The 15,392-nt window shown below is 59.7% G+C and carries 14 protein-coding genes and 2 pseudogenes; 10 read left to right on the forward strand and 6 right to left on the reverse strand.

The genetic code is table 11. From position 1 onward, the window contains the following. Positions 1-178 precede the first annotated feature (178 nt). The 6 genes from L6D74_RS29645 (at position 179) to L6D74_RS29670 (ending at position 5,593) form a co-directional block, all read left to right on the forward strand. Positions 179-562 carry a nucleotide pyrophosphohydrolase gene (locus L6D74_RS29645; RefSeq protein WP_236191654.1) on the forward strand — a complete coding sequence of 128 codons (384 nt, stop codon included), beginning with the start codon at positions 179-181 and terminating at the stop codon, positions 560-562. A 24-nt stretch (positions 563-586) separates the two neighbouring features. Beyond that, positions 587-2,455, forward strand: coding sequence for a DUF2075 domain-containing protein (locus tag L6D74_RS29650; RefSeq protein ID WP_236191657.1), 1,869 nt, complete (start codon positions 587-589; stop codon positions 2,453-2,455). A 462-nt stretch (positions 2,456-2,917) separates the two neighbouring features. After that, positions 2,918-3,286, forward strand: a complete 369-nt coding sequence (locus L6D74_RS29655) for a DUF6124 family protein (RefSeq protein ID WP_085666932.1) — start codon at positions 2,918-2,920, stop codon at positions 3,284-3,286. A gap of 17 nt (positions 3,287-3,303) precedes the next feature. Beyond that, the gene (locus L6D74_RS29660) at positions 3,304-3,516 is read left to right on the forward strand and encodes a hypothetical protein (protein ID WP_236191659.1); all 213 of its coding nucleotides are present in this window, start codon (positions 3,304-3,306) and stop codon (positions 3,514-3,516) included. Beyond that, a complete protein-coding gene (gene rimJ, locus L6D74_RS29665; protein WP_236191662.1) occupies positions 3,504-4,091 on the forward strand; it encodes a ribosomal protein S5-alanine N-acetyltransferase in 588 nt (195 codons plus the stop codon). Before L6D74_RS29660 ends, rimJ begins: the two co-directional genes overlap by 13 nt. 68 nt (positions 4,092-4,159) lie before the next feature. Then, a complete protein-coding gene (locus L6D74_RS29670; protein WP_236191664.1) occupies positions 4,160-5,593 on the forward strand; it encodes an ArnT family glycosyltransferase in 1,434 nt (477 codons plus the stop codon). A 65-nt stretch (positions 5,594-5,658) separates the two neighbouring features. Here L6D74_RS29670 and L6D74_RS29675 read toward each other — a convergent pair whose 3' ends face one another. Further along, positions 5,659-6,480: a phosphatase PAP2 family protein gene (locus L6D74_RS29675; RefSeq protein ID WP_236191665.1), complete on the reverse strand. Its 822-nt coding sequence runs from the start codon at positions 6,478-6,480 to the stop codon at positions 5,659-5,661. Further along, positions 6,477-7,148 carry a lipopolysaccharide core heptose(II)-phosphate phosphatase PmrG gene (gene pmrG, locus L6D74_RS29680; protein WP_236191668.1) on the reverse strand — a complete coding sequence of 224 codons (672 nt, stop codon included), beginning with the start codon at positions 7,146-7,148 and terminating at the stop codon, positions 6,477-6,479. The genes L6D74_RS29675 and pmrG overlap by 4 nt, the downstream gene beginning before the upstream one ends. Before the next feature lie 244 nt (positions 7,149-7,392). Here pmrG and L6D74_RS30300 point away from each other — a divergent pair. The 4 genes and pseudogenes from L6D74_RS30300 to gliR form a co-directional block, all read left to right on the forward strand. Next, positions 7,393-8,454: pseudogene (locus L6D74_RS30300) on the forward strand (methyl-accepting chemotaxis protein); the annotation flags it as partial. Between the two features lie 261 nt (positions 8,455-8,715). Continuing rightward, positions 8,716-9,312, forward strand: a pseudogene (locus L6D74_RS30305) (methyl-accepting chemotaxis protein); the annotation flags it as partial. Positions 9,313-9,778: 466 nt separating this feature from the next. Beyond that, on the forward strand, positions 9,779-10,162 hold the full coding sequence (locus L6D74_RS29690) for a DUF6124 family protein (protein ID WP_011332363.1): 384 nt from the start codon (positions 9,779-9,781) through the stop codon (positions 10,160-10,162). Positions 10,163-10,401: 239 nt separating this feature from the next. After that, positions 10,402-11,430 (forward strand): AraC family transcriptional regulator GliR, encoded by a 1,029-nt coding sequence (gliR, locus tag L6D74_RS29695; RefSeq protein ID WP_236191672.1) that lies wholly within the window; start codon positions 10,402-10,404, stop codon positions 11,428-11,430. Here gliR and L6D74_RS29700 read toward each other — a convergent pair. The 4 genes from L6D74_RS29700 to L6D74_RS29715 all read right to left on the reverse strand — a co-directional run. Next, entirely contained in the window at positions 11,427-11,795 is a 369-nt protein-coding gene (locus L6D74_RS29700) for a glyoxalase superfamily protein (protein ID WP_064593313.1), read from the reverse strand. The genes gliR and L6D74_RS29700 overlap by 4 nt on opposite strands. A 117-nt stretch (positions 11,796-11,912) precedes the next feature. Further along, the gene (locus tag L6D74_RS29705; protein WP_236191673.1) at positions 11,913-13,370 is read right to left on the reverse strand and encodes a D-aminoacylase; all 1,458 of its coding nucleotides are present in this window, start codon (positions 13,368-13,370) and stop codon (positions 11,913-11,915) included. A gap of 1 nt (position 13,371) precedes the next feature. Then, the gene (locus tag L6D74_RS29710) at positions 13,372-14,232 is read right to left on the reverse strand and encodes a MurR/RpiR family transcriptional regulator (RefSeq protein WP_007953817.1); all 861 of its coding nucleotides are present in this window, start codon (positions 14,230-14,232) and stop codon (positions 13,372-13,374) included. Positions 14,233-14,247: 15 nt separating this feature from the next. After that, positions 14,248-15,392: GntT/GntP/DsdX family permease (locus L6D74_RS29715; protein WP_236191675.1), on the reverse strand; the 1,145-nt coding region annotated here is incomplete at its 5' end.

A 15,392-nucleotide genomic window follows, 5' to 3' on the forward strand; every position in this document is an offset into this window, starting at 1 on the left:
ACACCCTGCCCCCTCCTCGTCACTCTCAAAAGATATAGCAAACGCTGACAAGCAATTCTGCCGGCAGATAGGTGTGAGAGAAAAACAAAAGATCTGCGTAGACAGAGAAAACCCTTACAATCCCAGGCCAGACTTCCTACACGCTTTTACCCCCTACCGATCCCCAAGAGATAGCCCCGTGAGTGACTCAGACAGCTCATCAGCGCCACTGGTTGACGTAGTGAAGCTTGCCGCATCCCTTCAGCGTTTCGCAGATGATCGCGACTGGCAGCAATTCCACTCCCCAAAAAATCTCATCTTGGCGCTCACTGGCGAGGTAGGAGAGCTGTGCGAGATTTTCCAATGGATGAGCGATGCCGATTCGCTTTCCGTAGCTAAAGATCCCGAAATCGGCCTCGCCGTAAAAGACGAACTGGCGGACGTACTTATGTACCTGGTTCGCCTGAGCAGCGTACTCGGCGTTGATCTCAACGAAGCGGTGACACGGAAACTCGCCTCGAATGGCCAGAAGTACCCCGTGGATAAAGCCAGAAGCAGCAGCAAAAAGTACGACCGACTCTGACCAACCCGCATCTAAGGACAACCCGTGATCGTTTACGCTGCGACCAAACAGCAATTTCTTGAAGACAACGATAACGATGACATTGAGGAGGTGATCCTCAGGCATTACAAGGAAGCTACCGGTAAAAACGTTGGCACCTCGGAAATCAGGTCGTGGCAAGGATCCCTAACGTACATGGCCAAGGTCCTTAGAGATGAGGGCCTGCCGAGCGATGCAGGCCTGGCCATTGAATTGCACATTCCGCAGTCGTCGAAGCGAATCGACTTTCTGCTCACCGGTCGTGACGAAAACCAGGCTAAAAAGGCCGTACTGATCGAGCTGAAGCAATGGAGTAAGGCCAACGCCACAACCAAGGATGCCATCGTCAAAACGGCATTGGGTGGCGGCCTCATTGAGACCATTCACCCGTCCTATCAGGTGTGGTCATATGCAGCGCTGTTGGAAGGCTTCAACGAGGCGGTGTATGACAAAAGCATCGAAATCCGTCCGTGTGCCTACCTCCATAACTACGTCAGCGACGGCGTCATAGATTCAGCTCACTACGAGCCCCACATCAGCAAGGCTCCGCTGTTTCTGAAAGGCCCGGAAGAGCTCAGTAAACTCAGAAACTTTCTGAAAACGCATATAAGTCATGGCGACAATAAAGAGGTTCTTTACGAGCTGTCCGAAGGGAAAATTCGCCCGTCCAAGGCGCTAGCCGAAGCTCTCGGGGGGTTGATGAAAGGCAAACCCGAGTTCGTATTGATTGACGATCAGAAAGCAATTTTCGAGTCGGCGCTGGCGGCGGCAAGCGAGGCCTCGGACGAAGCCCCCAAGGTGATGATCATTGAAGGTGGACCCGGCACCGGGAAGACCGTTCTGGCTATCAATCTGCTGGTGAGGCTCACCGAATTGAAGCTGATGAGCAAATACGTCTCCAAGAACGCAGCCCCGCGCAAGGTCTACGAGAGCAAACTGGTTGGCACCATCAAGCGCAGCCACTTCTCGAATTTCTTTTCAGGCTCTGGGGCATTCATCGACACTGAACCCAACACATTCGATGCGCTCATCGTGGACGAAGCTCACCGGCTGAATGAGAAAAGTGGGCTTTACGGAAACCTTGGGGAGAACCAGATCAAAGAGCTGATTGATTCAGCGAAATGCACAATTTTCTTCATTGATGAAGACCAGCGCGTAACCTTGAGCGATATCGGCAGCAAGCAAGCGATACGCACCTTTGCAAAAGCCAAGGGTGCTGAGGTTGAAGAACACGTGCTTTCTTCGCAGTTTCGCTGCAGTGGTTCTGACGGTTACCTAGCATGGCTGGATGACACGCTAGGCATTCGCTCGACGGCAAATCCGACGCTTGAGACTCAAGAGTACGAGTTTAAGGTGTTCGACTCACCTCAGGCGATGCATGAAGCAATCAACGAGAAAAACCACGGAAACAAAGCTCGTGTTGTCGCGGGCTATTGCTGGCCTTGGCTGAGCAAGAAAGACTCCACCGCTGCTGATATCGTCATTGGTGATTACAAACGCCAATGGAACCTTGATCAGGATGGCAGCCTATGGATCATCGCTGAGAACTCCATTGAGCAAGTTGGCTGTATTCATACCTGCCAAGGTTTGGAAGTCGACTACATCGGAGTGATCATCGGGCCAGACCTAATCGTACGTGACGGTAAGGTGGTGACATCCCCGGACGAGCGCGACAAGCACGATAAATCGATTCGCGGCTGGAAAAAAATGATGAAAGAGCAACCTACCCTAGCGAAAAAAGAAACAGACCTGATCATCAAAAATACATACCGAACTCTGATGACACGTGGGATGAAGGGTTGCTACCTGTACTGCACCGACAAAGAGACTGCGCAGTACTTCGAGAGTCGGCTCAGCCAACACAGCAATCATTGACGGTACCGTTTGCTAGAAGCCCCTGTACCTGTGAACGCAGGGGCAACAATCAACAGCGCGACCATTTGCTTGATAGATTTGGCCACATTCATTTTGGGGGGACGGTTCTCAAAAAGCACCGCCCATGGAATCCTGGCCATGCAGCGTTTCGACTGGTATTCCAAGTAAGTTCACCAAACGATTATTTACTAGCCAAAACAGTTAGATACCGACTAGTTTCAAATTACCCCGCCCCACGAACTCTCAACGACAAGGCCCACCCAGTGCGGGCCTCGTCGCATCTACACTTCCTCGTCCAGACAATCCCTCCACCCACCGTCCTAGGAAATTTCCCGCAACCCGCGTCGACTTTCATGAACTGGTTCAAGATGCTTCCAAACGCTAGTCTTCGCGCTTCGCTGCAACCCGGCAGATGGTTTACCAAAGGGATTCGCCGGGAGCCTGAAACCATGGAGCCTCGTCATGAAAAAAGACACCCCAAGCCTGCCTGATCAAACACCGTCTCACGAGACCGAATCGAAAGAACCCGCTGTGCTTGCCCAGCCTCAGGAATACGTGAGAAAGCCGCGTCGCACCCTGCCGTTCAACGAGATTTTTTCCGTGCGCACCGATGTGGATACGGCCACTCTGCTGACCCATGCCTGCGAAACCCTGGCAGCGCTCAATATGATGACGGCGAACATCGCCGATGATTTCACGGGCTCTCAGCGCAGCCGGTTGCTGGCGATCCGGCAGCTGTCGATCATGACCGAAATGCTGGTCAATCGCGCCGTGGAGAACCTTGATCCGGTGAATCTGGTGCCTCGTACGACGGCGCCTGTCGTGCACTGAAAAACGAACGCTCGTCGATGACGCAAGTCGTTCATCGACATGAACTTTTCTTCACCCCGGCGGCGGTGATGGCCGTGTACATTGGCCTCGCTCATTCAAGAAACTACGGTTCGCCCGCGCTCCTGCGGGCTTTTTTTCGCCCGCAGTTTGGCGGCGATTTGTATTTTCCCGCCCACCGGGCAATTCTGGTGTTCAATCCCGAGACCCGGAGCACCCGATGCCGCTGCTGACCCTGCCCTGTCAACACCTCACGCTCGCGGTACTCGACCCGGATCAGGCGCCGCTGGAAAGCGCGTTCTACCAGCGCAATCAACGTCACCTCGCGCCGTGGTCGCCGATTCGTACCACCGATTACTTTTCCACCGAGCAGATCCGTCGACGCCTTGAAATTCAGGCCAGCGCCTTCGAAGCCGGGCTGGCGGTGCATATGGCGTTGCTGACCCCGGACGGCGAGCAGATGATCGGCGCCTGCAATTTCAGCGGGATCATTCGCGGTGCGTTTCAGGCGTGTTATCTGGGTTATCACATCGACGAGGCGCATCAGGGCAAGGGGTTGATGCAGGAAGCGCTGGAGGCGGCCATCGCCTATATGTTCGTGACCCAGAACCTGCACCGGATCATGGCCAATTACATTCCCGGCAATGAGCGCAGCGCCCGGTTGCTGGAGCGCCTCGGGTTCGAGCGTGAAGGCTATGCCAAGGCGTATCTGAACATTGCCGGGCGCTGGCAGGATCATGTGCTGACGGCGCGGGTCAATCCGCGTTTCGAAACGTCGGAGCAACGCTGGTCGCGACCGCTGTCCTGACGTTCACAAATTATTAAGGATTGGCCGCGTAAGCTCGGGTTTCCGCTCACTTCCGGTTGCCTGAACCCATGTCGCGTGCCGCCTCTTCTCTGCTTCTGCTTGCCGCCCTGCTGTTCTTTTTCGCCCTCGGCAGCCATCAACTGCAAGGCTCCACCGAGGCCCGGGTTGCGGGCATTGCGATGGAGATGCACCTGGACAACGACTGGGTGACACCGCGTCTGTTCGGCGAGCCCTTTCTGGAAAAACCGCCCCTGAGTCTGTGGCTGGACGCTGGCGCCTTGCGGGTTTTCGGCGTCTCGCCCTGGGCGGTGCGACTGGCGTCGGCGGTGGCCGGGTTGCTCAGCGTGATGCTGCTGTACGCCATGTTGCGCCGCTTCGAACGCCCGAAGGCCATCGCCTGGACGGCGGGGATTCTGCTGGCGACCATGGCCAGTTACTGGAGCAACGTGCGCGGGGTCGGCGAGGATGCGTTGCTCGCACTTGGAGTGACCACGGCACTGTTGGCGTTCTTCCAGGCGCAGCGAGCATCGAACCCGGGCAACTCGTTGCTGTTTGTAGTCGGGATTGCGATCGCTACGTTGAGCAAAGGCGTGCTCGGGCTGGCGATGCCGGGGGTGGTGATTTTCGCTTTTCTGCTGGCCGACAACCTGATGGACAAGCGCTTCAAGCTGACGGACTGGCTGCGTCCGGGTTTACTGACCCTTGTCGGCCTGATCCCGCTGATGATCTGGCTCGCCGTGCTCTATCAACGTGGCGGCGTCCAGGCCGTCAGCGAAGTGTTGCTGACCAACAGCGTCGGACGCTTCAGCGGATCGTTCGTCGAAGCCGGCCACTACGAGCCGTTCTACTACTACCTCGCCAAGCTGCCGCAGGCGTTTCTGCCCTGGAACATTCTGGTGTACCTGGGCCTGTGGCATTTTCGCAAGGAACTGAAAGCCAACCGTTACCTGCTGTTTTTCAGCCTGTGGATCATTGCGCAATTCATCCTGCTGACCCTGGCCTCGAGCAAACGCACGGTGTACCTGATGTCGATGACACCCGCAGCGGCAGTGATCGCGGCGGAATATGCAGGCGTGCTGTTCGACAGGTTGAAGGATCACAGGAATGGTTTTGTCGGACGCATCGCCCGTCACCGTCAGACACTGGCGGCGGGGATACTGGCGGTGGTCATCACCAGCTATCTAGGTGCCGCGCAATGGGCACTGCCGAACGCCGATAAACACCTGTCGTTCCTGCCGCTGACCGAACACATTCAGTCGCTGCAAGAAAGCGGCAATCAGGTCGCACTGTTTCAAGCCAACGAGCGGGTCGGCGGCGCCAGCGTGTTCTATACCCGGAGCGTCCTCAAGGGCCTGGACACCGATGCGCAATTGAAGGACTTCCTCAGCGCCTCGCCATCGAATATCGCCGTGATGTCGGGAGACAGCGAACCCACCGCCCCGCTGAAAGTCCACAAGACCATGATGGTCGGGCGCCAGGCGTATTACTTCGTGGGCTACTGACGCCACGACAGCAAAAACGAAAAACCCGCCGGTGATGGCGGGTTTACCATTTCAGCGGCGAGGCCTCAGAGAGAAACCTCAGGCTGTGCGCCGAACACCTTCCGCTCTCGCTTGCTCAACACCGGCAACTCCAGACGAGCCCGCCCGTAGAACGCCAGCGCCGTCAGCAAACACGCCAGCCACACGAAGATGCCGGCCCAGAACGTGTGGGACATGTAGTGCCAGCCCTGTAGAACTCGCGTAGTGCCGTAGACAAAACCGAGCAGCAGCGAGCCCCACAACAACGTGCTGGAGAAACGCCATTGATAACGACGCGCCACGAAATACAGCGCCAGCATGGTGAAGCCACCGGAGGCATGGCCGCCCGGCCAGCAACGCCCTTCACCCGCTTCGTGGAACAGCTGGAAATTGTTGTACCACTCGATGTGCGGCATCTTTCCGCCGTACAGCGTGGTCTCGATCGGGCAGTAGACGCTGGTGTGTGCCTTGAGGAAATGGATCACCCCGGTGCAGACCGCGAAAGCCACCACCACAAACAGAAAATCCCTACGGTGATCGGCGGCAAAGCGCAGCACCCGGGCGACTTTGCTGCGCTCGAGAAAACCACCCAGACGCGGATGCTTTTGCGGTTTCAGCAGCGGCCAGACAAACGACAACACCGCGCCGATCAAGGCGATTTCCGCAGTCCAGTTCGGAATGATCCGCGCCCACTTGTGGGTCAGCTTTTCGAAGAAGTGGACCTTGTCGAGCGGGAACGTGTGGGTCAGCGGATCGAACAGCAGATTGCTGAACGCGATGTCGATACGGGTCATGTCGAACATCAGAAAAACCACGGCTGCGCAGAGCAGCGGGATGCCGAAGTTGTAAGCATAAAAGCGGGATTTCATTGGGTGGTCACCGTGCGCCAGTCGGAGGCTTCAATGAAGCCGAGCATCTGTGGGGCCGCCGGGCTGGCGGCGGAAACAAACAGCGATGCGCCGTACCCGAGGGTCGAGGCCGGCACCTTGAGGTCTTTTTCCAGCTGCGCCATGCATTCGCTGTGGGTCACCAGAATCAGGTTGCGTCCCGGGACCTTGTGCGCGAGCGCATCCTGCAACATCCGGCCCTTGCAACTGATCAGCCAGTCTTCGCCGGTCGCCGCCTTTTTGAACATGTAGCCGGCGGTCTGCATCGTGCGCACCATCGGGCTGTTGTAGACGTCGGCGTTGTCCAGGCCCAACTGCTCGAACTGCGCGCCGACGCTCACCGCGACACTGCGCGAGCGATCGGTGATGCCATCGTGGCCGCTCAGGCAAGCGGCTTTCGAGTGGTCGCAGCGCTCGACGTGGCGCACCAGCACGATGATGTCGCCTTTGTTCCAACCGTCCTTCAGCGCCTGTGCCCCGGCCACATTGCCGTGGGCAAGGTCCGGCACCGCCGCCGGGGCCAGCAGCCAGAGGGTCAGCGGAATGACCAGCACCGACGCCGCCAAGACCACCCAGGTGTTTCGAAAACGGGCCAGACCGCTCAGATCAATCGAGCGCTTGACGCCGAACAGACTCAGTCGCAATTCCACAAAAAGCCGCCATCACATGTCATTCGATGCGGCGAGGTTAGAGAGCACGGCGTGGGCAGCCAGTGAAACCCATGTGAAAAAAGTCTTGGAGGCGCTTGTTACAAATTCCGTAGGACAAAATCCTTTCAGCTCTCGGATTTGCGGCCGATACAGTCCTGCTTACACCCTTGCTGGCGCAAAAAAACAACAATCTTCCAGCCTGACCGACGATCAAGACGCACAACGTTTTTCTGGAGGATTTTTGATGAATAGCTGGTTCGGCAACATCAGCGTTAACCTGAAACTGGGGCTGGGTTTCGGCCTCGTCCTGGCCCTGACCTGCATTCTGGCGCTCACCGGCTGGACCAGCCTGGGCGGCCTGATTGACCGCAGCAACTGGATGAGCGACATCACCCAGCTCAACGCTGGCCTGACCAAACTGCGCGTGGTGCGCCTGCAATACATGCTGACCAACGGCGACGAAACCGCCGCGCAGAACGTGCAGACCACCCTCGACGGATTCGCCGCCCAACAGCAGAAGCTGATCAGCAGCTTCAAGAGCCCGGAAAACGTCAAGCTGCTCAAGGAGCAGGCGGCGACCATCGCCGAGTACCAGACGTCGCTCAACAAGATGCGTAACGCCTACCGCACCGGCAACACGGCGCGCGACTCGATGGCCACCAGTGCCGCGACGGCTTACGGCCTGATCGAAGCGCTGAGCAACCGCGTCCAGCAAATGCCGCTGAGCGATGAGCGTTTCGAGCAGTTCCAGGCCGTCACCGCCGCCAAGGAAGCGTTCATCCTGGCGCGCTACGAAGTGCGTGGCTACACCGCCACCGCCAACGCCGAAACCGAGCAGAAAGCTGTCGGCCAACTGGATACAGCCATCGCCAGCCTCAAGCCACTGAACATGCATTTCGCCAGCACCCAACAGGACGCTCTGCGTCAGCTGGAAACCGCACTGACCAACTACCGCAGCGCCTTGCAGGCCTTCAAGAACGCCAACACCGATGCGGTGCAGGCGCGCAAGGAAATGACCGACCAAGGCAACCTGATCGTATCCCTGAGCGAGCAGCTGTATCAGATCCAACTCGATCGCCGTGACGCGGAAAGTGCCCAGGCCCGCACCCTGCAACTGATCAGCACCCTGCTGGCGTTGCTGGTCGGCATCATAGCTGCCTTCATCATCACCCGTCAGATCACCCGTCCGCTGCAGGAAACCATGGCCGTGGTCGACCGCATCGCCAGCGGCGACCTGAGCCAGAACGTGATCGTCACCCGCCGCGACGAACTCGGCGTGCTGCAACAAGGCATCGCCCGCATGGGCGTAACCCTGCGCGACCTGATCAGCGGCATCCGCGACGGCGTGACCCAGATCGCCAGCGCCGCCGAAGAACTGTCGGCCGTGACCGAACAGACCAGTGCCGGCGTGAACAGCCAGAAGGTCGAGACCGATCAGGTCGCCACCGCCATGCACGAGATGACTGCCACCGTGCAGGAAGTCGCGCGCAACGCCGAAGAAGCTTCGCAAGCCGCAGCCGCCGCTGACGGCGAAGCCCGCGAAGGCGACAAAGTGGTGAACGAAGCCATCGCCCAGATCGAACGTCTGGCCAGCGAAGTGGTGCGTTCCACCGAAGCCATGAGCGTGCTGCAACAGGAAAGCGACAAGATCGGCAGCGTCATGGACGTGATCAAGGCCGTGGCCGAACAGACCAACCTGCTGGCCCTCAACGCCGCCATCGAAGCCGCCCGTGCCGGTGAAGCCGGTCGCGGTTTTGCCGTGGTCGCCGACGAAGTCCGTGGCCTGGCCCAGCGCACGCAGAAATCCACCGAGGAAATCGAAGGTCTGGTGGCCGGTCTGCAGAACGGCACGCAGCAAGTGGCTGCCGTGATGAACAACAGCCGCGCCCTGACCGACAGCAGCGTCGCCCTGACCCGCAAGGCTGGCGACTCCCTGGAAAACATCACCCGCACGGTGTCGAACATCCAGTCGATGAACCAGCAGATCGCCGCTGCCGCCGAACAGCAAAGCGCCGTGGCCGAGGAAATCAGCCGCAGCATCATCAACGTCCGTGACGTGTCGGAACAGACCGCGGCGGCGAGTGATGAGACGGCCAAGTCCAGTGTTGAACTGGCGCGGTTGGGTGGGCAGTTGCAGCAGATGGTGAGTCATTTCCGCGTGTAAACCCTGCACACGAAAACCGAAGTACAAAGAAGGGCAGCTGAAAAGCTGCCCTTCTTTTTTGTCCTGAAATTGCCATTTTCAGGAATTGGATGACGGGTTCTGAATCGCAATTACACACGGTTGGTCAGGGGTGTTTAAGGACACGCCGTGATACGTCCCGAAGCCCACAAAACCTTGCGCCGTTGCCTACGGCTACGCCAGAATCCGCCGGCTTGTGCGCCTTGGGCTGGCTGCGTAATTTGATTGCGTCACTGATTTCCAGTGATCGAACTTAGCGGTTCGGCATGCGTTCACGGTTGTACACGTCCGATCCAGTCAGGCATTCGCCTGCACTTGATGGTGGCTGTGCGCATGGCATCTTCGGATGCGCCGGGTTGTGATGCTTACCGGGCCGCTAACTTGCGCACAGCTGCCTCCCTTTTGCTCAGCGGCGAAATGGGCGCAGCCTCATCAGAGGTAAGCATCTATGTTCAAGGTAACGCCAAACCCACCACTCACCGAACCCACAACCCTCCCGGATCCGGCATCCCCCTACGAATGCCCCGGTTCGAAACGCTTCAACGAAGCCGCCGAGCGCGCCCTCGATTATCACCTGGGTCCACTCAGCGCCCACATCATGGCCGCGCCCTACAAACCCAACACCCTCTACCAGGCTCACCCCGAAGCCGACACCGAATCCCTGTTGGTCGACGCCAGCGAATCCCTCGGCTCCGCCACCGTCATGCTCAACAATCATGTGGCGCTGGTCGAAGGCAGCCACCGCAAGACCCTGCAAGGCATCGCCCAGATCGTGATGATCGCCGAACTGGCCGTTAACCGTGCGCTGGACAAGGTCGTGCCGACGGATTGATGCGGGAGATGGCGAGTGCGGTGCACTCGCCGCTTCTTATTGATCGTTCAATGACAAAGCCCGCAGGACGCGGGCTTTGTCACAAAGACTTAAGGCTTGTCTCGCTCAAATTCTCCAAGGGTTGATCACCTCAACCCCCAACGTCGCGCAAGCGTCAGCCATTTACTTTATTCGCGGATTCAAATTACCTTTCAGAGCGCTCATCCGCCCACGGCGGCCTCGATCAAGAGGATTCAGTCATGCAATCGCTCGGCTTCACCTCCGTCCCACCGCTGCTCAAGTACCTGCGCCATGCCGAACATCTGGGCATGGCCATCGAGCCTGCGTTGGCGGCGGCCGGGTTGCAGGCGCAGCAGTTGAGCGACAACAGCCTGCGCTTGCCGGGGGAAACCCATGAGCGGTTGCTCGATTACTTTTGCGAACACTCGGGCGATCCGCTGTTCGGCCTCAACGCGGCGAATTTCGTCCTGCCCAACTCGTGGAGCGTGCTGGGTTACATCACCATGAATTGCGCGACATTGGGCGATGCCATGAGCCGCATCATGCCGTTCGAAAAACTGGTGGGCGACATGGGCGTCAGCCGCGCCGAGGTACACGACAGCCACGTACACCTGATCTGGAGCTGTCGCTTTGAGCGGCCGCGGATTCGCCGGCATCTGGTGGAAAACGTGCTTGGCTCCTGGCTGCAATACGCGCGCTGGATCGCCGATACCCGACTGTCGCCGGCCGCGGTGTGGCTGGAACACTCACTCCCGGCGGGCACGACGCTGACGCAGTACGAACAGTTTTTTGAATGCCCGGTGCTGTTCGATCAGGCGTATTCAGCGCTGATCGTGCCGTTGCCATATTTGCAATTGCCGTTGCGCCAGGCCGATGCGCATTTGCTGCGCACCCTGGAAGAGCACGCGCAGAGTTTGATGGCGACGCTGGAGGATGCGTCGCTGGAGCAGCGGGTCAAAAGCATCCTGCGCCAGTTGCTCAAGGAAGGCCTGCCGCGCAAGGAACAGGTGGCCGAACATCTCGCCGTGTCGGTGCGCACGCTGCAACGCCAGTTGCATCAGGCCGGCACGTCGTATCAGCAGATTCTCGATGAACTGCGCCAGGAACTGGCCGAGCATTACCTGCTCAACAGCACCCTGCCGATTCAGGACATCGCCCAGTATCTGGGCTTCAGCGAATCACGCTCCTTTCACCGCGCCTTCAAGAGCCGACGCGGCATGCCGCCCGGTGAGTTTCGGCAGACTCACCGGGTCTCGAACGACGGCTAGAGGCTGATCGCGTTGGTGAACACCAGACGATTGCCGAACGGATCGGCGATGGTCATGTCCTGGCTGCCCCACGGCATGGCCTGAATCTGTGGATGCGAAAACGTGTATTCCTTGGCCAGCAACTGCTGCTGAAACGCCTCCAGCTCATCGGTCTCGATCCGCAGGGCCGAACCCGGTGTCGCATCGCCGTGGTGTTCGGACAGATGCAGCACACACTCGCCGCGCGACACTTGCAGGTACAACGGGAAACCGGGTTCGAAACGATGCTGCCAGTCGATCTTGAAGCCGAGGAAGTCGACGTAGAACTCCACGGCTTTGGCTTCATCGAAAATCCGCAGAATCGGGGTGGTTTTGCCGAAGCTCATGGGTTGCTCCCTGACTGATTGGCCCCAGAGTGTAGCCGGGGTGGATGTCAGCAATTCGGCTTGGTGATGGCTTTCTTTAATTGCAATGTGCCATCACCGTGACGCAGTCAGCAAAATTCAACGAAAGCCGTCGCGCAGATCGCCCTGGCGCGCCAGGAACCGCCCTGCTGTTTGCCCGTTGGCCTGGCCGTCGCGATAACTCAACACACCATTGATCCACACCCCGTCGATGCCTTGCGCGGCACGTTGCGGGTCGTTGAAATCCGCCACGTCACGCACGGTCGCCGGGTCGAACAACACCAGATCCGCCCAGTGGCCTTCACGAATCTCGCCCCTTTCCTTCAGACCGAATCGCGACGCCGACAGACCGGTCATCTTGTGCACGGCGGTGTGCAGCGGAAACAGCCCGACATCACGACTGAAATGTCCGAGCACCCGTGGGAAAGCCCCCCACAGACGCGGGTGCGGGAATGGGTCTTCCGGCAGGCCATCGGAGCCAACCATCGACAGCGGATGGGCGAGGATCCGGCGCACGTCGTTCTCGTCCATGCCGTAATACACCGCGCCCGCCGGTTGCAGGCGTTTGGCGGCGTCGAGCAATGACAGGTTCCATTCGGCGGCGATGTCCATCAGGTCGCGACCGCCCATTTCGGGATGCGGCGTCGACCAAGTGATGGTGATGCGGTGAGCGTCGGTGACCTGCTTCAGATCCAGCGTCGAAGAACTCGCCGCATACGGATAGCAATCGCAGCCGACCGGGTGAGTTTTCGCCGCCTCCTCCAGCGAGGCGAGCAACTGCGGACTGCGCCCCCAGTTACCGGCGCCGGCACATTTGAGGTGGGAAATGATCACCGGCGACTGGGCGTGGCGTCCGATGCGGAAGGCCTCGTCCATCGCTTCCAGCACCGGTTCGAATTCACTGCGCAGGTGGGTGGTGTACACCGCGCCAAATGCATTCAACTCTTCGGTCAATTGCATGACTTCATCGGTGGATGCCGAGAACGCGCTCGCATAGGCCAGACCTGTGGATAAACCGAGGGCGCCCGCCTCCAGGCTTTCACGCAACTGCTCGCGCATGGCGGTGATTTCAGCGTCGGTCGCGGTGCGGAACAGATCATCGAGGTGATTGCTGCGCAGCGCCGTGTGGCCGACCAGTGCCGCGACGTTAAGCGTGGTGTTGGCCGCTTCCACCGCTGCGCGGTAGTCGCTGAAGCGCGGATAGACGAACGCTGCCGCCGAGCCGAGCAGGTTCATCGGATCCGGCGGATCACCGCGCAAGCTGACCGGCGCCGCACTGATCCCGCAGTTGCCGACAATCACCGTGGTCACGCCCTGGCTGAGCTTGGGCAACATCTGTGGCTGGCGGATCACCACGGTGTCGTCGTGGGTGTGCACGTCGATGAAACCCGGCGCCAGCACACGGCCGGCGGCGTCGATTTCCTCGCTGGCGCGGGCCTCGCGCAAGTCGCCGATCTGCGCGATGCGGCCATCGAGGATCGCCACGTCGGCGGTATAACCGGGGCGGTTGCTGCCGTCGATGACCAGGGCGTTGCGAATCAGGGTGTCGTGCAGCATGTCAGTCTCCCAGCGGCAGGTGATCGTCGCCGCCACGGTATTCGTCGAGGGCGAGTTTGATCCGCCGCAGACGTTCTTGATTGTCTTCAGGATTGGCCAGCGCAAGCTCGGTGGCCAGCACGTCGATGGCGAGCAGCATGCCGTAGCGCGCCGCCGTCGGTTTGTAGATGAACGAGGTCTCGGCGCCTTGCAGCGGCAGGACGATGTCGGCCAGTTCCGCCAGCGGTGAGTCGGCGCGGGTGATGGCGAGAATCCGTGCGCCGTAGTTGCGCGCCAGCGCTACGGTCTCCAGCAACTCCGGGGTGATGCCGGTCAGCGAACAGACGATCACCACCTGCTCGGCGCTGAGGCTGGCGGCGGTGACACGCATCATCACCGCGTCGTGGCACACCGCAATCGGGTAGCCGAGGCGCACCAGTCGCACCTGCAACTCATCGCTGCACAGGGTCGAGCAACCGCCGATGCCGAAGGCGTGGATCATCCGCGCCTGGCCCAGCAGTTTCACCGCATCGGCGAAGCGCGATTCATCGAACGCCGCCAGATGCTGACGCAGGGTGGTTTCGATATCGCCGACGATCTGCCCGTAAAACGCCGACTGCTCGGGAGTGCCCGCCGGGTCGAGGAAACGGCTGCCGACGCCGCTGGCCTGGGCCAGTTGCAGTCGCAGATCGCGCAGGTCGCGACAACCGACGGTGCGGGCGAAGCGCGACAGCGTGGCGGTGCTGACTTCGGCCCGCTGCGCCAGCTCTTCGAGGCTGGCGGAGGCGGCAAATCCTACGTCGTCGAGCATCAGACGGGCGATGCGTCCTTCACCGGCGCTGAAGGAATCCTGACGGGCGCGGATCTGATAGAGGATGTCCATGGCGGATAACTCCGACTACAGCAGGTAAGAAAGACCGACGGTCAGGGCGAAAGCGACAATCGAGATCAGGGTTTCCAGCACCGTCCAGGTCTTGAACGTCTGGGCCACGGTCATGTTGAAGTATTCCTTGATCAACCAGAAGCCGCCGTCGTTGACGTGGGAAAAGATAACCGAGCCCGCGCCGGTCGCCAGCACCAGCAGTTCCGGGTGTGGATAACCCAGACCGATGGCCACGGGCGCGACCACGCCGGAAGCCGTGGTCATCGCGACCGTGGCCGAACCGGTGGCGATGCGCATCAGGGCGGCGAATAGCCAGCCCATGATCAGCGGCGACAGGTGAAATTCGTGGGCCAGGCCGACGATCTGATCGGTGACGCCGGCGTCCACCAGAATCCGGTTCAGCCCGCCACCGGCGCCCACCAGCAAGGTGATGCTGGCGGTCGGTGCCAGGCATTCGTTGGTGAATTTGAGGATCGATTCGCGGTTAAAACCCTGGGCAATGCCGAGGGTCCAGAAACTCAACAGCGTCGCCAGCAACAGCGCGATCACCGAGTTGCCGATGAACAACAGGAATTGATTGAAGCCGCTGCCGGGCGTGGAAATCAGGTTGGCCCAGCCGCCGATCAGCATCAGCACCACCGGCAACAGAATGGTCGCCATGGTGATGCCGAAACCCGGCAGCTTGTCACGCGGCTCGCGGTCGAGAAATTGTTTTTCCAGCGGGTTATCCGCCGGCAAATGAATGCGCGGCACGATGAATTTGGCGTACAGGGGGCCGGCAATGATCGCCGTCGGAATGCCGATGGCAATCGCGTACAGCAAGGTCTGCCCGACCGACGCCTGATAGGCCTGCACCGCCAGCATCGCCGCCGGGTGCGGCGGCACCAGCGCATGCACCACCGACAGCCCCGCGACCATCGGCAAACCGACCATCAGGATCGACACGCCGACCCGCCGCGCCACGGTAAAGGCAATCGGCACCAGCAACACGAAACCGACTTCGAAAAACAGCGGCAGCCCCACCAGAAATGCAATGCACACCATCGCCCAGTGCGCGTTCTTCTCGCCAAAGCGCTCGATCAACGTGCTCGCCATCTGCTCGGCGCCACCGGACTCGGCCATCATCTTGCCGAGCATCGTCCCCAGCGCCACCACTAGCG

It is taken from the genome of Pseudomonas pharyngis (assembly GCF_021602345.1).
GTDB classification, from domain to species: domain Bacteria; phylum Pseudomonadota; class Gammaproteobacteria; order Pseudomonadales; family Pseudomonadaceae; genus Aquipseudomonas; species Aquipseudomonas pharyngis.